We start from the raw sequence: 23,137 nt of genomic DNA, 5'->3' as shown, positions 1-23,137 counted from the left end.
ACGACGGATCATAGTGTGGAGGTCAAAACGATGGTCGCGGCACCCAGCCGCTACCGATCAGGTCCAGCCCGCGTCGACAACGAAATCCTGCGCCGTGCACATCTTGCTGTCGTCGGCGCCCAGGAACAGCACCATCTGCGCGATATCCTCCGGCATCAGCTTGCCCGGCAGGCATTGGGCCTTCTTGATCTCGAGCTCGGCCGCCTCGTCCACCCACAAGTCGATCTGGCGCTGGGTCATGACCCAGCCCGGCGTGACGGTATTGACGCGCACGCCGAAGGGGCCGAGGTCGCGTGCCAGGCTGCGGGTCAGGCCGATCACGGCCGCCTTGGTGGTGGCGTAGACCGGGTAGCCGGCGCCCTTGGCATGCCAGGACATCGACGAGAAGTTGATGATCGAGCCGACGCCCTGTTTCTTCATGCCCGGCAGGACCGCCTGCGCGGTGAAGAACATCGGACGCTGGTTGATGGCGATGCGCTCGTTCCAGTAGTCGAGCGAGACGTCCGCGATGTCATGGCGCTGGTCGTTGGCGGCGTTATTGACCAGCACCTCGAAGTCGCCCAGCTGTTCGGCCAGCTCGGCCATCGTGCGCTGCAGCGCGGGAATGTCGGTGATGTCGCAATGGCGGAACACCGGCGCCTGGTGGCCGGCATTGGCCAGGGTGGTGCACAGCGCTTCGCTGGCTTCGCGTGCAATGTCGACGAAGGCCACCACCGCGCCCTGCTCCACGAACGCGCGCACGATCGCTTCGCCGATGCCGGTGCCGCCGCCCGTCACGAATACCCGCCTGCCCCGCAGGCTGGGATAGGTCGTCTTTTGATGCGTCGCCAACTGGTTCATACCTGTCTCCATCCGTTCTTATTGTGATGCCCGCTTATTCCTTGGTCAATGCGCCGTCTTTGCGGCGCCATATGCCAAGCGGATTCCCGTCGCGCAGCGGCTCGGGCAGGAGGCGCTGGGGCAGGTTCTGGTAGCAGACCGGGCGCAGGAAGCGCTGAACCGCGCCGGTCCCCACCGAGGTGCTGCGGCCGTCGGCGGTGGCCGGGAACGGCCCGCCATGGACCATGGCGCTCGACACCTCGACGCCGGTCGGGAAACCGTTCGCCAGGATGCGGCCCACCTTGCGCTCCAGCGCCGGCAGCAGGACCTCGGCCGCATCGTAGTCGTCCGGGTCGATCTGCAGCGTGGCGGTGAGCTGGCCTTCCAGCAGTTCGGTGACCTCGCGCAGCTGGCCGACGTCCTTGCACACCACCAGCACCGAGGCCGGGCCGAAGACCTCGGCATGCAGCTCGTGGCGCGTCAGGAAGTGCTCGGCGCTGGTTCGGAAGAAGGCTGCGCCGCCCTTGCCTTCGCCGTGCTCGACGCGGGCCAGGGTGGTGACCGCTTCGTGGCCGTGCAGCGTCGCGACGCTCTGGCGGTAGCTCTCGGCGATGCCCTGGGACAGCATGACCGCCGCCTGGGTGGCCGCCAGCGCTTCGCTGGCGGCGCTGCAGAATGCGTCCAGCCCGGGGCCGTCCACTGCCAGCACCAGTCCGGGATTGGTGCAGAACTGGCCCACGCCCATTGTCAGCGAGGCGGCGAAGCCCTTGCCGATCTCGGCGCCGCGCTTGGCCAGCGCGTGCGGCATGATGAACAGCGGGTTAATGCTGCTCATTTCCGCGTACACAGGAATCGGCTGCTTGCGCGCCGCCGCTACTGCCATGAGCGCGGTGCCGCCCGAGCGCGATCCGGTAAAACCCACCGCCTGGATGGCCGGGTGGGCGACCAGGGTCTGGCCGATGCCGTTGCCGGTGCCGGTCAGCAGCGCGAACACGCCAGGCGGCAGCGCGCACTGCTGCACCGCCTTGACGACGGCGCGCGCCACCAGTTCCGAGGTGCCGGGATGGGCCGAGTGGGCCTTCAGGACCACCGGGCAGCCGGCAGCAAAGGCGGATGCGGTGTCGCCGCCGGCCACCGAGAAGGCCAGCGGAAAGTTCGATGCGGCGAACACGGCCACCGGGCCGACGCCAGTCAAGCAGTAGCGCAGGTCCGGGCGCGGCGGCGTGCGCTCCGGCAGCGGCGTGTCGAGGCGCGCATCGACCCACGAGCCTTCGCGCAGCAGCTCGGCGAACATGCGCAGCTGGCCGACCGTGCGTCCGCGCTCGCCTTCCAGGCGGGCGCGCGGCAGGCCGGATTCCGCCATTGCGCGCTCGACCAGTTCGTCGCCCAGCGCCAGGATCTGCTCGGCCACCGTGTCGAGGAACTGCGCGCGCTGCTGGTCGCTGGTCTTGCGGAAGATGTCGAAGGCCTCGCCGGCGAGGGTGCACGCGCGGTCGATCTGGCGCGCGTCCACCATGTGGAAGCTCGGCTCCAGGTAGTCGCGCCTGGTGGGGTCCCAGGCCTTGAAAGAGCCTGCGGCGCCGCGTTCCTGGACGCCGCCGATGATGGCTTCGCCGGTGATGCTCATAGCGCTTTCACTTTCGCAAACGACGTGGCGTTGACCGCCAGGCGGTTGCGCAGCGCCGGGCCGAATTGCGGCGCCTCGACTTCGAAGCTCTCGCCGGCCTCCACCGTGATATTGTCGGCCACGCTCAGGGTGGCGGTACCGAAGAAGTGGATGTGGACGTCGCCCGGACGGGTGAACAGGCCATACTTGAAGTGGTGGTATTCGAGATTCTCGATGCTGTGCGACATGTTCTGCTCGCCGCTGACAAAAGCCTTCTCCCAGCGTACCTTGCCCTCTTTGTCGAGGATGCGCGAGGTGCCCGCCACGTGGCTCGGGAGTTCGCCCACCAGCAGCGCCGGGCCGAGGCCGCAGTTGCGCAGTTTCGAGTGGGCCAGGTAGAGGTAGTTCTGACGCTCGGTGACGTGGTCGGAAAACTCGTTGCCGATCGCGAAACCGAGGCGGTAGGGCTGGCCGTCGTCGCCGATCAGGTACAGGCCCGCGATCTCCGGCTCTTCGCCGCCGTCGAGCGCGAAGTCGGGCATCTCGATGTCCTGGCCGGTGGCGCGCACGATCGAGCCGTCGCCCTTGTAGAACCATTCCGGCTGCACGCCGGGGGTGCCCGGGGCCGGCTTGCCGCCTTCGACGCCCATCCGGAACATCTTCATCGAGTCGCTCAGGGACTCGACGTCGCCGCCGATCTTCTTGTGCATGGCGTCGCGCGTGTCGGCGCTGCCCAGGTGGGTCAGGCCGGTGCCGGTGACGTAGCAGTGGGCGGCGTCCGGGTGGTCGAGCGGCGCCAGGATGCGGCCGGCCTGCGCCACGTCGTCGTAGTTGAGGTGTTCGCTGCCGGCGGCCGCGTCGGCCAACTGGGCCAGGCTGGACTTGGTGGCGATGGCGGCGCGCGCCAGGTCGAGCGTCGTGGCGTAGCCATTCACGACGCGGATGATGTTGTCGTGCAGGATGCCGATGCGGCGTTCTTGCGATTCGGTGGTGAATTGTACGAGCAGCATGGCCCGGTCTCCCAATTATTTATAGTCGAATGACGGTGCGTGTATTCAGGCACCGATTGAACGCGTGGGCGGGAGACCCGCCCACCCTACGGGATCGTGGCATTGGTAGGGTGGGCGGGTTCCCCGCCCACGCGTTCAAATCACGTATGAATCAATGCGAATGCTTCGGCACCGCCGACCCACGGCAGCCGATCAGGAAATCGAAATCGCAGCCCTCGTCCGCCTGCAGCACATGGTCCAGGTACAGCCGCTGGTAACCGCTATGCTGTACCGGCTTGGTCTTCTCGGCGCGATCGGCCAGGCGGGCGCGGATCTCGTCATCCGACAGCTCGAGATTCAGTCCGCCGCCGGCGCAGTCGAGCTGGATCCAGTCGCCATCCTGCACGATGCCCAGCGGCCCGCCGGCCATCGCTTCCGGGGCCACGTGCAGCACCACGGTGCCGTAGGCGGTGCCGCTCATGCGCGCGTCCGAGATGCGCACCATGTCGGTGATGCCCTGGGCCAGCAGCTTGGGCGGCAGGCCCATGTTGCCGACTTCGGCCATGCCCGGGTAACCCTTGGGGCCGCAGTTCTTCATCACCAGGATAGAATTGGCGTCCACGTCCAGGTCCGGGTCGTTGATGCGCTGCTTGTAGTGGTCGAAGTCCTCGAACACGACTGCGCGGCCGCGGTGCTGCATCAGGTGCGGGGACGCCGCCGACGGCTTGAGCACGGCGCCACGCGGCGCCAGGTTGCCGCGCAGGATGCGGATACCGCCGTCCGCGATCAGCGGGGTGTCGAGCTTGCGGATCACTTCATCGTTGTAGATCGGCGCGTCCTGGCAGTTCTCCCACAGGGTCTTGCCGTTGACGGTGAGCGCGTCCTTGTTGGCCAGCAGGCCACCTTCGCCCAGGCGCCGGATCACGCCCGGCAGGCCGCCCGCGTAATAGAACTCCTCCATCAGGTACTTGCCCGACGGGAGCAGGTCGACGATGGTCGGGGTGCCCTTGCCGATCGTGGTCCAGTCTTCCAGCTCGAGCGGCACGCCCATGCGGCCGGCGATCGCCTTCAGGTGGATCACGGCGTTGGTCGAGCCGCCGATGGCGGCGTTGACGCGGATCGCGTTCTCGAAATTCTCGCGCTTGAGGATTTTCGACAGGCGCAGGTCTTCGTGCACCATCTCGACGATGCGGATGCCCGACATATGGGCCAGCACGTAGCGGCGCGCATCGACCGCGGGAATGGCGGCATTGTGCGGCAGCGAGGTGCCGAGCGACTCGGCCATGCAGGCCATGGTGGAGGCCGTGCCCATGGTGTTGCAGGTGCCGGCCGAGCGCGAGTGGCCGGCTTCGGCGGCGAGAAAATCGTGCATCGTGATCTGGCCGCCCTTGGCCTGCTCGTGCAGCTGCCAGACGGCGGTGCCGGAACCGATGTCCTTGCCGTTCAGTTTACCGTTGAGCATCGGACCGCCGGTGACGACAATGGTCGGCAGGTCGACGCTGGCCGCGCCCATCAGGAGCGCCGGGGTCGTCTTGTCGCAGCCCACCAGCAGCACCACCGCGTCCATCGGGTTGCCGCGGATGGATTCTTCGACGTCCATGCTGGCCAGGTTACGGGTCAGCATGGCGGTCGGGCGCAGGTTCGATTCGCCGTTCGAGAACACTGGGAACTCGACCGGGAAACCGCCGGCCTCCAGGATGCCGCGCTTGACGTGTTCGGCCAGCTTGCGGAAGTGGGCGTTGCAGGGGGTCAGTTCGGACCAGGTATTGCAGATGCCGATGATCGGCTTGCCCTGGAATTCATGGTCGGGAATACCCTGGTTCTTCATCCAGCTCCGGTACATGAAGCCGTTCTTGTCCTGGGTCCCGAACCACGCGGCCGAGCGCAGCGTGGTCTTTTTTTTCGTCTCCGACATGCATTCCTCTCAGTTTATCTCGGCTGCGGGAGACTCGGGGCCTCCTCTAAGGTGGTGTTGAGCAGCACGTGTTGTTCAGCTATGAAGCAAGTCTAGAATGCAAGCAGATAACTTTCCAATCAATTATTTCGCAAAAGTGATATCGGAATAGTTATCGTGGCACGCCGAGAAAACGCGATTCCGGCAGGCCGCGCACATCCAGCTCCATGCGAAACAGCGCGCCCGAGAACGGCGCGGCGGCGCGCTCGCCCGCGCCCATGCCGAGGAAAGCGCTGGTCGCATACAGGGTGGACAGGCCTGGCCCGCCGAAGGCCGGGCAGCTCGGCTGCGGCGCATCCAGCGCCAGCACGCGGTCCAGGCGCCCGTCCGGGGCAAAGCGCATCAGCTGCCCGGCGCCCCAGCGGGTGCTCCACAGGTAGCCGTCGGCATCGATGCAGGAGCCATCCGGCTCCCCTGGAGCGGCGTCCGCCCCGACGAATACCCGCGAGGCGCCGATCGCGCCGCTGTGCGGATCGTAGCCGCAGCAATGGATCGTGCGGGTCGCCGAATCGGCGTAGTACATGCGCCGCCCGTCCGGACTGAAACAGATGCTGTTGGCGATCGCGGCGTTCGGGAGCGGCAGGCGTTCGAGGCGCAGGTCGGTATCCAGGCGGTAGAAGCCGCCCAGCGCCTGCTTGGGCCCAGGATCCTGATTGAACATGCCGAACACGAAGCGACCCTGGCGGTCGCAGCGGCCGTCGTTCAGCCGCGTGGCCGGGATGTCGGCTTCGACGTCGAGGATGCGCTCGACCGCGCCGGTGGAAAAGCTGAAGAAGGCCAGGCCGGAGGCCAGTCCGAGCAGCAGGCGATCGTCGCTGGCCGTCAGCGCGAACGAGCACAGGCGCTCCGGCATGCGCCAGCCCGTGCTGCGGCCGCTCGCCGGCGAATACGACCACAGCTCGGCGGCGGGGATGTCGGTCCACAGCAGGCGCCCGGTGCGCTCGCACCACAGCACGCATTCGCCCAGTTCGTGGCGGTTTTCGAGGAAAGGCTGCATCATCCCTCTGCACCTCCAGCTTCGCCTGCGCCGCCCAGCACCGAGAAGCGGAAGCGCGATTCGGTCTGGTACACCTGGCCCGGACGCAGGATGGTGTTCGGGAAGCACGGCTGGTTCGGCGAGTCGGGGAAGTGCTGCGGTTCCAGGCAGAAGCCGCTGCGGTGGCCGTAGCTGCGGCCCTTGCCGGCCAGCGAACCGTCGAGGAAGTTACCGCTGTAGAACTGCACGCCGGGCTCCTGGGTGAACAGCTCGAGCACCCTGCCCGACGCCGGTTCGCACACGTGGGCCGCGCGCGTCATCCTGCCGTTCGGTTTGTTGAGCACGAAATTGTGGTCGTAGCCCTGCCCGTGGCGCAGCTGCTTGTCCGGCTGGCCGACACGCTCGCCGATCGGGCGCGGCGTGCGGAAATCAAACGGCGTGCCGGTGACCAGCGCCAGCGTCCCCAGCGGGATCGAGCCCGCATCGATGGCGACGAAACTGTCGGCGTCGATGGTGAGCACATGGTCCAGGATGTCGCCGCCCTTGTCGCCACCCGCGGCCAGGTTGAAGTAGCTGTGCTGGGTGAGGTTGACCGGCGTCGGCTGGTCGCTCACGGCATGGAAGCGCACCACCAGTTCGTTGTCGTCGTTGAGCCGGTAGGTCACGGTGACGTCGAGGTTGCCGGGATAGCCTTCCTCGCCATCGGCGCTGCGGTAAGTCAGGCGCAGGCCGTCGTCCTCGACGCGGGCCTGCCACTTGACCTTGTGGAAGCCGCCGGCCCCGCCGTGCAGGTGATTCTCGCCATCGTTGGCCGCCAGCGCGTGGTCCCGGCCATCGAGGGTAAAGCGGCCCCTGGCGATGCGGTTGCCGAAGCGGCCGATCAGGGCGCCGAAATACGGGTGCTCGCCCAGGTAGGGCTCGAGCGTGTCGAAGCCCAGCACCACGTCAGCCAGGCGGCCGTCGCGGTCGGGCACATGCAGTTCGGTGATGATGCCGCCGAAGTCGATGATCCTGGCGACCAGGCCGTTCGCGTTGGTGAGCGTGAACTGCGTGACGGCCTGGCCGTCCGCCAGTTGGCCGAAGGGTGAGTGCGTGATGGAGGTTGGCACCTGGCTGCTTCCTCAGTTGGTGGACGGCCGGCCGAACACCGGCATGCCGCGCTCGTCCCAGCGCAGCGTCTTCACAAAAGTGTGGCGGTCCGGATTCCAGAGCGGATCGCCGACGATCTCGGTATAGGTGCGCGCGTGGTAGACCAGCATCACGGTCTCGCCGTCCTCCGCGTAGGTAAAGCTGTTGTGGCCGGGTCCGTAGATGCCGTGTTCGTAGCAGGTGCGCAGCACCGGCGCTTGCGACTTGGTCCAGGATGCCGGATCCAGCAGGTTCGCGTCCTCGTCTGCCCACAGCAGGCCCATCGCGTAGTTCTCGTCGGTGGCGCTGGCGGAGTAGCTGATGAAGATCTTGCCGTGACGGCGCACCACCGAGGGCCCTTCGTTGACCCAGAAGCCGCGCGTCTCCCAGTCGAACTCCGGCTTGCTCAGCATGATCGGCTTGCCCTCGATCTGCCACGGGGTCTTCATCGGGGCGATGTAGAGGTTGGAATTCCCTTCGATCTCGTGATCCTTCTGCGCCCACAGGTAGTACAGCTGGTCCTTGTGGGTGAAGGTGGTGGCGTCGAGGCAGAAGCTGTCGACGCCGGTGTCGACCTGGCCCATGAATTCCCACTCGCCCTCCAACGGATTGGCGCCCTGGTTGCGGATCGCGTACATGCGGTGCTGGAACAGCTTGTCCTTGATCTCGCGGCTCGGGGCCGCGGCGAAATAGACGTACCAGGCGCCCTGGTTGAAGTGGAGCTCGGGGGCCCAGACCAGCTCGCAGTAGGGGCCGGTGTCGGGCTTGGTCCAGGCGTCGACCGTTTGCGCTTCGGCCAGGCCGGCGATCGTGGTCGCGCGGCGCAGTTCGATGCGGTCGTATTGCGGGACCGAGGCGGTGAAGTAGTAATAACCGTCGGTGTGCTTGTAGATGTAGGGATCGGCGCGTTGTTCGATCAGGGGTTTCAGCATGGTTTCTTGCATGATATTCGGTAGTTCATCGTGTGGTTGGACGCGTGCATGACATTAACTGGCGGCGTAGCCGTGGGTGCGCATGTCGGCCTTGACGCTGTCGTAGTAGGTGTCGCTGATGCGGTACTTGAACATCAGGAGGCCCATCAGGAGGTGGAAGAAGCCCGGGATCACCGACAGCATCAGGGCGATGCCCTGCAGCGCCAGCGCAGACTGTTCCTGGTTCGGCTGGTACTGGAAGTGGTCCAGCAGGATGCCGACCATGCCGCCGGCGATCGCCATGCCGGCCTTCTGGCACACCGAGATGCCCCCGAATGCGAAGCCCGAGACCCGCTTGCCGGTCTTGACCTGGCCGTAGTCGATGGTCTCGGCGATCGCCGACCAGAACACCGGTGCGTGCAGGTCGACCACCAGCGACAGCATGAAGTAGAGGACGAAGGCCAGCACCATGTCGCCCGGCTGCACCAGGAAGTAGATCAGCAGGCTGATCACGGCCACCGCGATCTGGCTGTTGCGGAACAGCTTGACCTTGCAGTAGAACTTGGTCGTCCAGGTGGACACCACCATGGCCAGGATGGCGGCCGCCACGCCCGTGGACAGGAAGGCCGACACGGTTGCCGTGTCGCCGCCCAGGTAGTACTTGGCGTAGTAGATCGCCACCGATCCGCGGATCACGTAGCCGATGGTGCCGGTCACGCACACGGCGCACAGGATCAGCCACTGGTCGTTCTGCATCAGCACGCGCACCTGGTCCATCAGCGGCTGCTTCTCGACCTTGTGGATCACCCGTTCGGTCGTGGTGAAGAAGCACACCAGGAACAGCAGCACGCCCATCGCCGCCATCACCGCCATGGCGGCCTGGTAGCCCGTGGCCGGGTTCCCGGCGTCCCACCAGCTGGCCAGCACCGGCACGATGATGGTTACCATGAAGGCGCCGATCTTGGCGAAGAACAGGCGATAGCCGTTGGCCGACAGGCGCTCCTGTGGATCGGACGTCAACCCGCTGATCAGCGAGATATAGGGAATGCCGACACCCGCCGTCATCAGGGTCATCAGGATGTAGGTCGAATAGGCCCAGATCAGCTTGGCGTCATAGGTCCAGTCGGGTGTGGTGAAGACCAGGAAGACGCTCAGGCCGTAGGGCACGGCGAGCAGCAGCAGCCAGGGCCGGTAGCGTCCCCAGCGGGTCAGGACGCTGTCGGTCACCTGCCCCATCGCCAGGTCGGCGACGGCCCCCACTACCTTCACGGCCACGAACAGCAGTGCCAGGTCGCTTGTCTTCAGTCCGTAAATGTCTGTATAGAAGAAAGTAATGATCAGCATCATCGACGAGATCACCACGTTGAGCGCCATGTCGCCGGCGCCGAAACCCGCTTTTTCGAGGGTGGAGAGTTTTTGAGTGTGCATGTTGCGCCTTCCCTTGCGAACGACCGGGGCACTGCCGGCCGAGACCGTGCAGTGCCCTCTTCTACTGCGCTGCTGCCCGGATGGTTACATCTTCCAGCGCAAGGCGACCGAGGCCGAACGTCCAACCTGGACCGTACCGAAGTTGGTCAGCTCCTGGTTACCCGCGCTGCCGAAGTGGTAGTACTGCCGCTGCATCTCGTTGGTCAGGTTGATGGCGGCGATATCGACCGACATCCTGTCGCTGATCTTGTAGGAGATCTGCATGTCCACGCTCTTTTCCGGATGACGCCAGATACCGATCGGATTGGCGAACAAGGCGGCTTCGTTGGCGGCCAGGAATGCGGAGCGCCAGACATAGGACAGGCGCGCGCTGAGCGGTCCCTTTTCGTAGGCCAGGGTGGCGTTGTACGAGCGGTCGGACACGCCAAAGAACGGCGTCTCGAGCTGGGCGATGATCTCGCCGGCGCTATTCGCCTCGGGCACGTTCTGCGACGAGCTGAGTTTGGTGAAACTGCCCTGGAAGCCCAGTCCTTCCAGCGGGCCCGGCAGCCATTTCGGGAAGTAGATCAAGCCGAGCTCGACGCCCTTGATGGTGCCGTCGGAGGCGTTGACCGGCGAGTTGATGACGTAGTCGTAGCCGTTGGTATGGTCGCCCCCCGAGGTCGAGTTGCGGAACGGGTCGTCCGCCGGGTCGACGTGGATCTTGCGGCGCAGGGGCACGACCAGGCCATCGATCTTGCGCTTGAACACCGTGCCGTAGAGTGCGCTGTCTTTCTGGAAATACCACTCGCCCGTCAGATCGAAGTTCGTCGATTGCGTCGGCTTCAGGTCCGGATTGCCGCCGGTGCCCGAGCCATAACCCACCCGCGACACGTCGTCGCCGAGTTGCAGGACAGGATTCAGGTCGCCGAAGTTCGGGCGGCGCAGGGTTTTACCGAAGTTGAAGCGCGTCACGACGTCCTTGGTCGCGTCGTAGGTCAGCGTCAGGCTCGGCAGGAACTTGCTGGTCGACTTGCTGGCGCCGGACGGCGTGACCGCCTTTGTGCTGGCATCGACCTTGTAGAAGGTCATGTCGGTATCGACCTTGGTGTAGCGCACGCCGACATTGGCGCGCAGGCGCTTGCCCAACAGCTCGCTCTGGAAATTCCCCATCAGGTAGAGGTTGCTGGTCTTTTCCTCGATCTCGAAGGTCTTCTGCAGGCTCAGTTTATCCGTGGTCAGGAAGTTGCTGTTGACCGAGTTATAGAGCTTGCGCCACTCGTCCAAATGGTCGCGGATGTAGTAGGCATTCGGCTCCACCCAGGAGCGCGGAACGTCCGAGATGTCGGTGCCGAAGTTGGAGTTGGTAATGGCATACTGCGGCCCAAGCGAGGCGAGGTTGCGGCCCAGGAAGGCCGATTGCGTCCGGTTCGCCTCCGAGGCCTTGCGTACGTCATGGCGCACGCCGAAGTTGAGCGTCTGCAGGGCACCCCAGTCGGCATCGAAGACACCCGCCAGGGTAGCCGTCGCGGCGCTGCCCTTGTTGCGGTTGGCGTTATCGTAGAACTCCGCCACATTCCACTTGCTCGGGTCGGCCAGGTCGGCATTGTTGTTGAAGCGGAATGCCGTATCGCCGCCGGCATTGAAATCGACGTCGATGGAAGGTGCGACGCGGTCGATCCGGGTGGCGGTGAATTGCGTGTCGAATTCGCTCGTCTGGTACGACAGATCGCCGTCCAGCCTCAGGCGATCGCCGATATCCCACTTGCCGTTCAGGGCATAGACGAAGGAATCGGTTTTCGACGTGGTGTAGTCGCCGCTGTTGAAGCCATAGACGTTATTGACCTTGCGGGTCTTGATGATGTTCGTTCCCGGGAAGGTCGTGATCGTCCCCGCAGGGTTGCTGCCGAGATCGCCCCACCAGTCGACGAAGCTGAACAGCAGCTGGTTGAAGGCCTTGTCGCGATAACCGTTGTACATCGATTCGAAAGTGTAGACCGAACTGCTGTTCGGCTTCCACTGCAAGGCGATATTCGCGGCAGGACGCTTGCGTTCGCCCTCGACGTCGCTCTGGAAGACGGCGTCGCGCGCCAGGTAATAAGGATGCGCCTTGCCGTTGAAATTCAGCGTCGAACCCGCTGCCGTCGGCAAGCCGGTACGGGTGCCGGGCGCCCAGACCGCGTTGTCGAAGATGCGCTGCAAGGGCGTGTAACCGGCCGGCACTTCGGCGGCATTCGGGCTGGTGAACGGCACCATGGCGCCCGGCGTCACGCTTTCATTGCGGTATTTCGTCTTGGCAGCCGCCAGGTTGACCAGGGCGCCGACTTCGCCGATGCCGGTTTCCCAGCGGTTGCTGAACATGGCGCTGAGCTGCGGGTTCCACTTTTTGGCAGGATCCAGATAGGTCTCACGCGCCAGTATCGACACTTGCGGCCCCTTGAAATCGAAGGGTCGCAGCGACTTGACGTCGATCTGGCCTGCAATGCCGGTTTCCAGCTGGCTGGCATCGCGCGTCTTGTAGACGTCGATCTGGCGCACCAGGGTCGAGGGAATGTCCTGGAGCGCGACCTGGGTGCCCGACGCGGTAAAGATATTGCGGCCGTTCCAGGTGGTCTGGACGTCGGGCAGGCCACGGATGGACAAGGCGCCGACTTCGCCACCGGCGCGGTTGGTGACCTGGATGCCCGTCACGCGCTGCAGCGCTTCGACGACGTTGTTATCGGGGAGCTTGCCGATGTCTTCGGCCACCACCGATTCCACGACCTGGTCGCTGATGCGCTTGATCGCCAGGCTCTTGATGAGCGAGGCCTTGACGCCCGTGACGACCACGGTCTGCGTCTCGCCCGGGTCCGCCGCGTCGGCCGCCGCGGCGGGGGAGATTTCCTGGGCGCCAACCGTGGCGCTGCTGATCAGGCCCACGCCGGCGAGTGCAGCCACCGTTGCGCGGAGCGTGAAGGCGTGACGGGTACCAGCCGCGGCGCGGCCGAATGAGGTGCGTTTCATACGTCTCCTGTGTCGTTTTCGTTATGACCGCTGTCTCGCGGCTTTGCTGTTATTACAAGCTCGACATTGATGGTAGGCGGTGAAGTGAGATCGATCCAATCAAATTTTTGCTCGGTGCGATACCGATTTATGTATCGGCAATAGCGTCAGCGCCGCAGTTCCGACATGATCTGTTCGGCCATGAAGTCGCAGGGCGGACGGCGCGATGTGCTGCTGCGCGCGAGGATCACTTCCAGCGCATCGATCTCCGGCAATCCCTGCGCCGCGCCCAGCAGGCTCAGATGGGCCGGCACCGCGCAGCGTGCCAGCGGCACGATCGCCAGGCCCGCCTGGACCATGCTGAGCAGTCCCATCAGGCTGGGGCTCTCGTAGGAGGTCCGGTAAGGGATTCCTGCCCGCTCCAGGCTGCGGATGGCGTTTTCCCGCGCCACACTGCCGGGCAGGAAAACGGCGATCGGCAGCGGCCGCTCCTGCCAGATCTCGGGGGCGCCCGGCGAGGCCGCCCAGACCATCGGCTCGAAGCGGACGAACTCTCCCGACAGGCCCTTGACGCGCGTGGCGCAGACCAGGTCGACCCTTCCATCCTTGACCATGGGTGCGAGCGCCACGCTCGGCAGCCCGACCACCTGGATCTCGACCTTCGGGTAGGTGGCCGAAAACTTCTTGAGGATCGGCGGCAGCAGGGAAGACGCATAGTCGTCGGGCACGCCCAGCACCACCCGGCCGGTGACATCGGGGCGGACCACCGCGGCCCAGGCCTCGTCGCGCAGCGCCAGCATGCGCCGCGCGTAGCTCAACAGCACTTCGCCGTCCTGGGTCGGCGTCACGCTGCGCGAGCTGCGCACGAAGAGCGGCTTGCCGAGTGCCGTCTCGAGGGTCTTGATCTGCATGCTGACCGCCGATTGCGAGCGGTGCACGACCTCGGCCGCGCGGCTGATGTTGCCGGTATCGGCCACGGCGACGATCATCGCCAGGACATCCAGGTCGAGTGCTTTCACGGGGAGCTGATAAGGCATCAGAAAAGTTGATAGATGCCTTCAATATTATGCGATTTTCTTAAGGTACGCCATCGTGCATAGTGTCGGAAAGGAGCCCATCATGAACGCTGCAGCCGATCCCCGCATCTTCGCCGTCCCCGAGTTGTCTTTTGCCGATACCCCGTCCGGCGTGCGCATTCCCTACGTCGCGCTGGGGGCCGGGGAGCCGCTGTTGTTCGTGCATGGCTCACTGTGCGACTTGCGCTACTGGCATAGCCAGGCCGAGGTGCTGTCGAAGCACTTCCTGTGCGTGTCGGTGAGCCTGAGTCACTATTGGCCGGGCGGCGACGTCCCCATGCGGAGCACGTTCAGCTGGGAGGCCCACGTCGCCGAACTGGCCGGGTTCGTCGCCGCGATGAACGCCGGCCCGGTCCACCTGGTCGGGCATTCGCGCGGCGCCAGTGTCGCCTTCAACGTGGCACGCGAGCATCCGGCGCTGGTCAAGACCCTGACGCTGGCCGATCCTGCCGGCCCCGCGAGCGGCGACGCGGGCGCGGCGGACGCCCTGCGCGGCAAGGTGGCAAGCCTGATCGGTCACGGGGACATCGAGACCGGGCTGGAATTGTTCGTCGATGCGGTCAGCATGCCGGGCATCTGGCGCAAGAGCCCCAAGAGTTTTCGCACGATGGCGATCGACAATGCCGCCACGCTGCCGAAGCAGTTCAGCGATCCCCTGCCGGCCTATACCCGCGCCGCGGCAAGCGGCGTGAGGTGCCGGACCCTGCTCATCGAAGGGGAACGCAGCCCACGCAGCTACCGCGACAACGTGGAAAAGCTGGCCGGCTGGATGCCCCACGTGGACAAGCGCACGATTGCGGGCGCCTCGCACGGGATGAACGTCACGCATGCGGCGGCGTTCAACCGGCTGCTGCACGCCTTCGTCGGCATCCGGCCGCAGTAAATCAGCGTACCCCTGCCACCGCCAGTGCCGTCATGTTGACGATGCGGCGCACGGTCGCACTCGGGCTCAGGATATGCACCGGCTTGGCCGCGCCCAGCAGGATCGGGCCGACCGTCACGCCCTTGCCCGCCGCTACCTTCAGCACGTTGAACAGGATGTTGGCGGCGTCGAGCGATGGCATCACCAGCAGGTTGGCGCTGCCGGCAAAGCCGCCCGTACCCTCCCCTGCCGGCTGGTACAAGCGCCGGATCTCCTCGGACAAGGCGGCGTCGCCGTGCACCTCGCCGATCAGCGCCAGCTCGGGCGCGCTGTGCGCCAGCAGCGCGCGTGCTTCTCGCATCTTGCGCGCCGACGGGCGCTCGGAGGAACCGAAGATCGAATGCGACAGCAGCGCCGCCTTGGGCTGCAGCCCGAAGTGGCGCAATTCGGTCGCGGCCAGGCGCGTGATGTCGGCCAGCTCCTGCGCCGACGGATCGTCGTTGACGTAGGTGTCGGTGATGAACAGGGTCATCTTGTCCAGCACCAGCGCATTCATCGCGGCCAGCACCGTGCTGCCCGGCGCGGTGCCGATCACCTCGCGCACGTGCGCCAGGTGGCTGTCGTAGCTGCCCGCCATGCCGCAAACAAGGGCATCGACCTCGCCCGACTGCAGCAGGCGCGTGCCGTGCAGGGTGGCGTCGCCGCCGTCCGGCTCGGCCAGCACGTAGTCGACATCACGGGTCAGGCGCAGGCCCGACTGCTTCACCGCCGCCTCCACCGCCGCCGCGCTGCCGATCAGCACCGGCCGGGCCAGGCCTTCGTCCACCACGGTCTGCACCGCCCTCAGCACGCGTCCGTCGCTGCCTTCGGCGTAGGCGACCCGGCGCAGCGTCGCCTTGGCCTTGGCAAACACCGGCTTCATGAAGAAGCCGGTGTGGTAGATCATCTCGCCCAGGCGCGCGCGGTAGGCGTCCATGTCGTCGATCGGACGCGTCGCCACGCCGGAGCTTGCGGCCGCGGCGGCAACCGCCGGCGCGATGGCCGCCATCAGGCGCGGATCAAACGGCTTCGGAATGATGTAGTCGGGGCCGAAGCTCAGGTCCTGGCCGGCGTAGGCTTCGGCCACGGTATCGTTGGCCTCGGCCTCGGCCAGGCGCGCGATCGCGCCGACGCAGGCCAGCTTCATCTCGTCGGTGATGCGGGTGGCGCCGCAGTCCAGGGCGCCGCGGAAGATGTAGGGGAAGCACAAGACGTTGTTCACCTGGTTCGGGTAGTCGGAACGGCCGGTGGCGACGATGCAGTCGGGCCGGGCGGCGCGCGCCACCTCGGGACGGATCTCCGGTTCCGGATTGGCCAGGGCCAGGATGACCGGGCGCGCAGCCATGGTCTTGACCATGTCGGCGCTCAGGACGCCGGCGGTCGAGCAGCCCAGGAACACGTCGGCGCCCTCCATGATATCGGCCAGCGTGCGGGCATCGGTCGCCTGCGCATAGCGCGCCTTGTTGGCTTCCATGTTCGCTTCGCGGCCCTGCCAGATCACGCCCTTCGAATCCGTGACAAAAATGTTTTCCTGCTTCACGCCCAGGCTCACCATCATGTCGAGGCAGGCGATGGCCGCCGCGCCGGCGCCGGAAGCGGCCAGCTTGATGGCGCCGATGTCCTTGCCCACCACTTTCAAGGCATTCATCAGTGCCGCGCTGGAGATGATGGCGGTGCCGTGCTGGTCGTCGTGGAAGACCGGGATATTCATCCGCTCGCGCAGCTTCTTCTCGATATAGAAGCACTCGGGCGCCTTGATGTCCTCGAGGTTGATGCCGCCGACCGTCGGCTCGAGCATGGCGATGGCCTCGACCAGCTTGTCCGGGTCGTTCTCGGCCAGTTCCAGGTCGAACACGTCGACGCCGGCGAATTTCTTGAACAGGCAGCCCTTGCCTTCCATGACGGGCTTGGACGCCAGCGGTCCGATATTGCCCAGGCCGAGCACCGCGGTGCCGTTGGTGATGACGGCCACCAGGTTGCCGCGCGACGTGTACTCGGCCGCCATGGCGGGATCGGCCGCGATTTCCTCGCAGGCATAGGCCACGCCCGGCGAGTAGGCCAGCGACAGGTCGCGCTGGTTGGATAGGGGCTTGGTGGCCACGACCTCGATCTTGCCGCGCACTGGCGAGCGGTGGTAGTCGAGTGCGTCGGCGCGCAGTTGGCTGTCGTCGTTGCCGCTGAGGCTGCTTTCAGTGCTCATGCTGTCTCCCGTTTAACTATCGTGGTGTGTAGTGTAGTCGCTGGCAATCTTTTCGGCTGGCATCGGGCAATTCATTCCCGCACCAGGCTGACATCGTCCATGGCGAGCCAGTGTCCGTCCCTTCCTTCCGAATACACGCCGATCTGTACGCCCCCGGTCGTCACCCGGATTCCCGGCAAGATTACCTCAGTCCATTGCGCCATCGGCGCGTGCAAGGCATGGGAGACCTCGGCCCCGCCATGCCCGGCCGCGTACAGCCGCGCAAGACCCTGCCCGCCGCTGCTCTTGACCCAGGCGCGCAGCGTGTAGACGCCATTCGGCACGCTCACTTGCTGGACGGCGCTGCCCATCGTCTGGCCCGCGTGCCGCAGCGAGAGCGCCCATTTTCCGGTGCGCCCGTCCAGCGTGTTCATGAGTGGCGCGTCGCCCTTGAGGCTGGTCCAGCTGCTGACCCAGCCGGCCACGCTGCTCTGGCGCACCCGGTCGGCTTCGAAGGACGGGTTGAGGATGTAATTGTTGCCCTTGCCGACCGTCCAGGTGCCGCGCGCGGCGTCGAGCCGGAATTCGCTGAGCGAATTGAACACCGGCGCGGCGCCATCGAACGATAAGGGCACCCAGATGTTGTAGCCATGGCCATTGCCGGCGAAATTGCTCCAGCGATCGCCGGCGTACAGGATGGTGGTGCCGGCCGTCCCGTGCACCGGGATGAAGAAACCGTTCTGGGACACATGCGAGAAATCGGCGTCGGTGCCGGTAATCAGCTTCTCGGGCGTATAGGGTCCGGTGATGCTGGAGGCGGTCATGCAATAGCTGCGCGAAGCGTTCCAGCCGTGCAGGTCGGAGGAGCAGAAATAGTACAAGCCCTGGTACTTGAACATCGCATTGCCTTCGCGGCCGCCGCCCGGGGCTTGATGGATGTTGGTGGCCGGCTCGACGTTGAGGAAATCCGCCGTGCGCAGGGGCGCCACATACATCTGGCGCCGGTCGCCGTTGTTGCTGAAGACGAGGTAGGGCTGGCCATCGTCGTCGGTGAACACCGTCTGGTCCCCCGAGGTCGGCGAAGCCACCCGGCCGATGCGCGCCTGCAGGCGCTTGAACACGAAGGGTCCGCCCGGACTGTCGGCCGTGGCGAACAGCACGCCGCTACCTGTGGCCTTGCTGCCGTACTGCGTCAGCAAGACGTACTTGCGGGTCGACTTGTTGTACACCACGCCCATGCGGCCAAGCCAGGCATTCGGGTCGACGTGCTCGCCCAGGCCCGCCGGCGTCAGGACATCGCCTTCGAAGCGCCAGTTCACCAGGTCGCTCGACGAGTAGGCGGTGACGGAGACGAAGTGCGGCTTGTCGGTGTACGCCCCTGGTGCTTTGGCATAGCTGACTGCCTCGGCGTACTTCACGCCATACCAGTAATACCTGGCGCCGACTTTCAGGATGCCGCCGCCCTGCGAATAGATCGGCGTGCCCGAACTGTCCTTCCAGAACTCGCCGTTGCGGATGGTCTGCCCGGCGGCGTGCGCGGTGTGGAGGACTGCAGCAGCGAGGAAAATGGCAAGGACGGTCTTCGGAACGAATCGCATGGTGTGGTCCGCAGCAAATCCGCAATTATGCGACGGCTTGGCGCCGGCAAGATGGCCTCGATACCGGGATGGGGCAAATGCTCGTCAACTTGATCGTTCGGCATCGCTTGCATGCCCCCCGCCGCTGCCGGTGCATGCGCAACAAACCAAGACTATCAGGTAGGGGAAAGACTACAAAATACAAAGCGATATCCGGATTGTGCACCGCACCATCGGCCGCTATGCTGGGTTCAATCAACCCATATGGAGCACACATGTTCACGAACCCCTACGAACACGAAGACACGCGAGGACACGCCGTGCAGCCTGGCGAGCAGACCGGAATCGAGCAGTTCATTCTCGGCGACGAGTTTTCGATGATCCCCGCCTACAAGGAGATCCTGCCGGAGGGACTGATCTCGGATGAGGTCTGATCCTCAAGCCACGGCTACGGCAGCTTTCGCCCGGGTCGCCGCCCAGCACAGCACCGCGCCGCCCACCACCATGGCCGCACCCTGCCAGAAGGCCAGGGACAAGGGCGTGCGCAGCAGCAGGCTCGACAGTGCCGCCGACAACACCGGAATGAAGTAGGAGGCGCCGGCCAGCACCGTCACGTTGCCGCGAAGGATGCCGACGTTCCAGGCGGCGTAGCCGAAGCCCATGGCGCCGGCGGCCAGCACCAGGTAGACGACAGCCTCGACGCTGAACCTCATGGTGCCGCCCCCTTCGAGCAGGTATTTGCCCCACAGGCTGGCCGACACCAGGATGAAGAACAGGGTGACGCCGTTCTTGCCGTCCGCGATGCGCGCCGTGACCGTGCAGTACGCCGCCCAGATCAGTGCCCCGGCCAAGGCCAGGCCATAGCTGAGCGGGTTGTCGCGCACGTTGGCCAGCATGCCGCCCAGGTCGATGCCGTCCTCGCCGCCCAGCACCCGGCAGATGCCGACGATCGACAGCAGGAAGCCGGGGACGATGAGGAAGTTGGCCGGCTGCCGGTTGAACAGGATGGCGGCGAGGATGGTCAAGGTCGGCCACAGGTAGTTCACCATGCCCACCTCGATCGCCTGCCGTGCACTGTGGGCATAGCCGATCGAGAGCGACAGGCACAGCTCGTAGCTCACGAACAGCAGGCTGCCCCAGACCAGGTAGCGGCGCGGGAATTCGCGCAGCTTCACGTGGCCGACCGACAGCAGCAGGAACACCGAGGCCAGGCTGTACATCAGGGCCGCGCCGCCGGTGGGGCCCAGGTGCTCGCTGACGCTGCGGATCAGCCCGACGATCGAGCTCCACAGCAGCACCGCCAGCAGCCCGACCAGGGTTGCCCGATTCATGATGGGACCCCGGCTATGCGCTCACCTGCTTGCCGTTGACGACCACGTTCTCCAGCCGCAGCTTGCCGACGTCCGCCGTATCCAGCTTCGGCTGGTCGAGTTTCACGTCGAAGTCCTTCAGCAGGATATCGCTGATCGTGGTCTGGCCCGGGTTCGGCTTGATGGTGCCGAAGGCCTTGAGGCGCCCGCGGATGCCAACCAGGCTGATGTTGCGCACGATCGACTTCGGCGGCGCCGCGCCCTTCAGGTCGAAGTACTGCGTCCAGGGCTGGATCGTCACGATCTGGCCGCCGGACGAATCGACCGTGATGTTCCGGAAATGGATGTTCTCGTAGTGCTGCGGCGTATCCGGCCGCAGCTTGAACACTGCCAGGCTGTCCACCTTGCCCGTCACCCGGCAGTCCTCGATCAGGACGTCGCGCACCAGGGTCGCCTCGCTGCCGAGGGCCAGCATGTGGTGGCCGCGCCGGAACTCGCAGTTGCGGACCCGCACATCGATCACGGGCGGGCTGTCCTTGTCTTCCATGGCCAGGGGGCCTTTCGACCCCTTGGCGGCGATGCAGTCGTCGGTCACCGAGAAGAAGCAGCCCTCGACCAGCACGTGCTGGCAGCTGTCCAGGTCGATGCCGTCGGAGCTGGGGGCCTGGTGGTAATCATCGGGCACGACGAAGCGGGCATTGCGCACCGTGACCTGCTGGCAGCGGTACAGGTGCAGGTTCCAGAATTGCGAATCCTTGAAGGTGAGGCCCTCGACCGTAACCCCGTTCGAGCGCTCGATCAGCGCCAGCCGGGCGCGCGGGATGCCGATGTTCTTGAAATTGTGCGGGTCGGGCGCGGCATTGCGCAGCTTCCAGAACATGTCCCAGATCGGCCGGCCGGCGCCATCGAGCGTGCCGGCGCCGCTGAGCCGCAAACCGTCGCAACCGTTCGCATTGATCAGGGCCGGATTGAAGTTGGGGGCGAAATGTCCTTCGATGCGGGTGCGGCCGGCCGGGAAATGCTTCAGGTCCGTCGAGCAGCGCAACACGGCGCCCTGCTCCAGGTGCAGGTTCACTTTCGGCTTCAGGAACAGCGCGCCGCTGACGAACACGCCGGCCGGCACCACGACGGTGCCGCCGCCCTGCGCGGCAGCGTGTTCGATGGTCTTCTGGATGGCCTCGGTATTGACCGTGGCGCCGTCGGCGACGGCGCCGAAATCGGTGATGGCGAAGTGCTTCAAGGCCGCCAGCGCCGGCAGCGGACGTCCCAGCAAAGGAGCGGTCAGCATCGACAGCGTGATGGCGCGGCGCAGGGTGAATCGGTTTTGCATGCTTGTTCCCTCAGTTCGGATCGACGCATAGATATAGACGAAAAACGCCCGTCGATCCCCGGCTTCTGCAAGGATAATCAGATTCTTGATTGTTTTCCAGTTGGCGCGCCGACCATGTCGCGATGCCTCGCTTATCGCCTATATTCCTCCTGCCCGCATCGACAACCATCCTGAGGCGACATGCTGAACACGATCACCGCAGCGCTTGCGCTTTCCCTTTCCGTCCTGCCCCCGGCCCAGGCCGAGCCCAGTCAACCCATCAAGGTGCTGATCGTCAGCGGCGGCTGCTGCCACGACTATCCGCAGCAGCGCGACGTGCTTGAGCGGGCGCTCAAGGAACGGATGCCCGCGCAGGTCAGCCACGTCTACTATGATCCCAAGCCTGGCGAGAAGGCCACCCGCCCCGCCCTGCCGATCTACGGCAACCCGCATTATGCGGACGGCTACGATGTGGTGATCCACAACGAATGCGCGGCCGACGAGGACAGCGCGCAAGCACTCGACGCGGTACTGGCGCCGCACATCAAGGGGATTCCGGCGGTGAACCTGCATTGCGCCATGCACTCCTACCGCTCCGGCAACTGGAAGCAGCCAGTGAAGGCGGGCGACGCGAATGCGCGCTGGTTCGAATTCACGGGCATCCAGTCGAGCGGCCACGGACCGCAAGCGCCGATCCGGCTGGCGCTCGCAGGCAACGATCACCCTGTCGCAAAAGGCTTCATCCCCTACACGACCGGCAAGGACGAGCTGTACAACAACCTGACCAGCTTCGGCGTGACGCCCGTGCTGACCGGCGTGCAGCCGGAGTCCGGCATCGAAGCGGACCGCGCCAAGCTGTATACCGTGGCCTGGACCCACACCTATGGGCCGAAGCGCACGCGCGTGTTCAGTACCACGCTGGCGCACAACATGGCGGTGATGGATGACCCGCGCTACCTCGACCTGGTCGCGCGCGGCGTGCTGTGGGCGGTCGGGAGGCTGTGACCAGGACGCCCGTCAGTTCGCGCTGATCTTGCCGCCCACGATGACCTTCCTCCAGCGCTCCTGCTCGACCAGCTGGAAGGCCGCGAACTGCTCCGGCGAATTCGCCACGATGTCGAAGCCCTGTTCGACCAGCTTGTCGCGCACGTCGAGCTCCCTCAAGGCGGCGACGATCGCGCCGTGCAGCTTCGCTTTCACCGCCGTCGGCAAGCCTTTCGGTGCCGCGAACGCCTGCCACGAATAGACGTCGACGCCAGGCACGCCGGACTCGGCCAGCGTCGGCACCTTGGGCAGGACGGGAGAGCGGCGCCCGGCGGTCACGGCCAGCGCCTTCAACCTGCCCGACCGGATGTGAGGCAGTGCGGTATTCACGTTGACGAACGAGGCCGAGGTCTGCCCGCCCAGCAGGTCGGTGATCGCCGGCCCGCCACCCTTGTAGGGCACATGCAGGCCGCTGGTGCCGCTCTTCTGCCAGAACAGTTCAGCCGTCAGGTGGTCGGAACTGCCGTTTCCGGACGACGCAAAAGCCAGCTTGCCTGGCTTCTTCTTCAGGTAGGCGATCAGCTCAGGCACCGTATTGACTGGCACCGCCGGATGCACCACCAGCACGTTCGGCGCCTGCACCGCCACCGTCAGCAAGTCGAAATCCCTGGCTGGGTCGTAGGGCAGCTTCTTCTGCAGCCACTGGTTCATGGCATACACGCCGATCGATGCAGCCATCACGGTGTAGCCGTCCGGTGCGGCGCGCTTGACCATGCCGGCCCCGATGGCGCCGGTCGCCCCCGGGCGGTTGTCGACGATCACAGGCTGGCCCAGGCGCAGCGCAAGCTTCGCACCGACCGCGCGGGCAATCGCATCGGTCGATCCTCCCGCCGGGAAGGGCACGACGATGGTGATCGGCCGCTCCGGATAGGCGGCCTGCACGCCCAGCGCGACCGACATCCCCACGCACAGTCCCAGCAGCAGCCTTTTCGCATTCATTCTCGGTCTCCTCAGGTGTAGGCGATTAAA

Annotated in this window: 18 protein-coding genes; 3 read left to right on the top strand and 15 right to left on the bottom strand. The window is 65.5% G+C overall.

Annotation, left to right across the window (positions count from 1 at the left end; all coding sequences use genetic code 11):
* Positions 1–57 precede the first annotated feature (57 nt).
* The 10 genes from AC56LU_RS01280 to AC56LU_RS01235 form a co-directional block, all read right to left on the bottom strand.
* A complete protein-coding gene (locus AC56LU_RS01280; protein ID WP_497173776.1) occupies positions 58–840 on the bottom strand; it encodes an SDR family NAD(P)-dependent oxidoreductase in 783 nt (260 codons plus the stop codon).
* Between the two features lie 34 nt (positions 841–874).
* A complete protein-coding gene (locus tag AC56LU_RS01275) occupies positions 875–2,446 on the bottom strand; it encodes an aldehyde dehydrogenase (NADP(+)) (RefSeq protein WP_497173775.1) in 1,572 nt (523 codons plus the stop codon).
* Positions 2,443–3,435 carry an AraD1 family protein gene (gene araD1, locus AC56LU_RS01270; RefSeq protein ID WP_497173774.1) on the bottom strand — a complete coding sequence of 331 codons (993 nt, stop codon included), beginning with the start codon at positions 3,433–3,435 and terminating at the stop codon, positions 2,443–2,445. The genes AC56LU_RS01275 and araD1 overlap by 4 nt, the downstream gene beginning before the upstream one ends.
* A 151-nt stretch (positions 3,436–3,586) precedes the next feature.
* Positions 3,587–5,329 carry an IlvD/Edd family dehydratase gene (locus AC56LU_RS01265; protein WP_497173773.1) on the bottom strand — a complete coding sequence of 581 codons (1,743 nt, stop codon included), beginning with the start codon at positions 5,327–5,329 and terminating at the stop codon, positions 3,587–3,589.
* Between the two features lie 151 nt (positions 5,330–5,480).
* The gene (locus AC56LU_RS01260) at positions 5,481–6,368 is read right to left on the bottom strand and encodes an SMP-30/gluconolactonase/LRE family protein (protein WP_497173772.1); all 888 of its coding nucleotides are present in this window, start codon (positions 6,366–6,368) and stop codon (positions 5,481–5,483) included.
* Complete coding sequence (locus AC56LU_RS01255; RefSeq protein WP_497173771.1) at positions 6,365–7,453, bottom strand: aldose epimerase family protein; 1,089 nt, start codon at positions 7,451–7,453, stop codon at positions 6,365–6,367. The genes AC56LU_RS01260 and AC56LU_RS01255 overlap by 4 nt, the downstream gene beginning before the upstream one ends.
* Before the next feature lie 12 nt (positions 7,454–7,465).
* Positions 7,466–8,416: a glycoside hydrolase family 43 protein gene (locus tag AC56LU_RS01250; protein ID WP_497173770.1), complete on the bottom strand. Its 951-nt coding sequence runs from the start codon at positions 8,414–8,416 to the stop codon at positions 7,466–7,468.
* A gap of 42 nt (positions 8,417–8,458) precedes the next feature.
* Positions 8,459–9,811, bottom strand: coding sequence for an MFS transporter (locus AC56LU_RS01245; RefSeq protein WP_497173769.1), 1,353 nt, complete (start codon positions 9,809–9,811; stop codon positions 8,459–8,461).
* 84 nt (positions 9,812–9,895) lie between these two features.
* Positions 9,896–12,793: a TonB-dependent receptor gene (locus AC56LU_RS01240; RefSeq protein ID WP_497173768.1), complete on the bottom strand. Its 2,898-nt coding sequence runs from the start codon at positions 12,791–12,793 to the stop codon at positions 9,896–9,898.
* 146 nt (positions 12,794–12,939) lie between these two features.
* A complete protein-coding gene (locus AC56LU_RS01235) occupies positions 12,940–13,761 on the bottom strand; it encodes a LysR substrate-binding domain-containing protein (RefSeq protein ID WP_497174201.1) in 822 nt (273 codons plus the stop codon).
* 130 nt (positions 13,762–13,891) lie between these two features.
* Here AC56LU_RS01235 and AC56LU_RS01230 point away from each other — a divergent pair, with 130 nt between their 5' ends.
* Entirely contained in the window at positions 13,892–14,731 is an 840-nt protein-coding gene (locus tag AC56LU_RS01230) for an alpha/beta fold hydrolase (protein ID WP_497173767.1), read from the top strand.
* Between the two features lies 1 nt (position 14,732).
* Here AC56LU_RS01230 and AC56LU_RS01225 read toward each other — a convergent pair whose 3' ends face one another.
* On the bottom strand, positions 14,733–16,949 hold the full coding sequence (locus tag AC56LU_RS01225) for an NADP-dependent malic enzyme (protein ID WP_497173766.1): 2,217 nt from the start codon (positions 16,947–16,949) through the stop codon (positions 14,733–14,735).
* Between the two features lie 71 nt (positions 16,950–17,020).
* Positions 17,021–18,526, bottom strand: coding sequence for a family 43 glycosylhydrolase (locus tag AC56LU_RS01220; RefSeq protein ID WP_497173765.1), 1,506 nt, complete (start codon positions 18,524–18,526; stop codon positions 17,021–17,023).
* 254 nt (positions 18,527–18,780) lie between these two features.
* Between AC56LU_RS01220 and AC56LU_RS01215 the strand changes: the two genes are divergently transcribed.
* Entirely contained in the window at positions 18,781–18,939 is a 159-nt protein-coding gene (locus AC56LU_RS01215; RefSeq protein ID WP_497173764.1) for a hypothetical protein, read from the top strand.
* A 3-nt stretch (positions 18,940–18,942) separates the two neighbouring features.
* Here AC56LU_RS01215 and yddG read toward each other — a convergent pair whose 3' ends face one another.
* Together yddG and AC56LU_RS01205 are read right to left on the bottom strand one after the other, a co-directional pair.
* On the bottom strand, positions 18,943–19,836 hold the full coding sequence (gene yddG, locus AC56LU_RS01210; RefSeq protein ID WP_497173763.1) for an aromatic amino acid DMT transporter YddG: 894 nt from the start codon (positions 19,834–19,836) through the stop codon (positions 18,943–18,945).
* Positions 19,837–19,849: 13 nt separating this feature from the next.
* Positions 19,850–21,145 carry a glycoside hydrolase family 28 protein gene (locus tag AC56LU_RS01205; RefSeq protein WP_497173762.1) on the bottom strand — a complete coding sequence of 432 codons (1,296 nt, stop codon included), beginning with the start codon at positions 21,143–21,145 and terminating at the stop codon, positions 19,850–19,852.
* Between the two features lie 180 nt (positions 21,146–21,325).
* Between AC56LU_RS01205 and AC56LU_RS01200 the strand changes: the two genes are divergently transcribed.
* The gene (locus tag AC56LU_RS01200; protein ID WP_497173761.1) at positions 21,326–22,129 is read left to right on the top strand and encodes a ThuA domain-containing protein; all 804 of its coding nucleotides are present in this window, start codon (positions 21,326–21,328) and stop codon (positions 22,127–22,129) included.
* 12 nt (positions 22,130–22,141) lie between these two features.
* Here AC56LU_RS01200 and AC56LU_RS01195 read toward each other — a convergent pair whose 3' ends face one another.
* Positions 22,142–23,107 carry a Bug family tripartite tricarboxylate transporter substrate binding protein gene (locus tag AC56LU_RS01195; protein WP_497173760.1) on the bottom strand — a complete coding sequence of 322 codons (966 nt, stop codon included), beginning with the start codon at positions 23,105–23,107 and terminating at the stop codon, positions 22,142–22,144.
* Between the last annotated feature and the right edge of the window lie 30 nt (positions 23,108–23,137).

Source organism: Telluria sp. PB2R4 (genome assembly GCF_059685695.1).
Note: the sequence above shows the minus strand (reverse complement) of the source record. Positions and strands in the feature narration are given on the sequence as shown.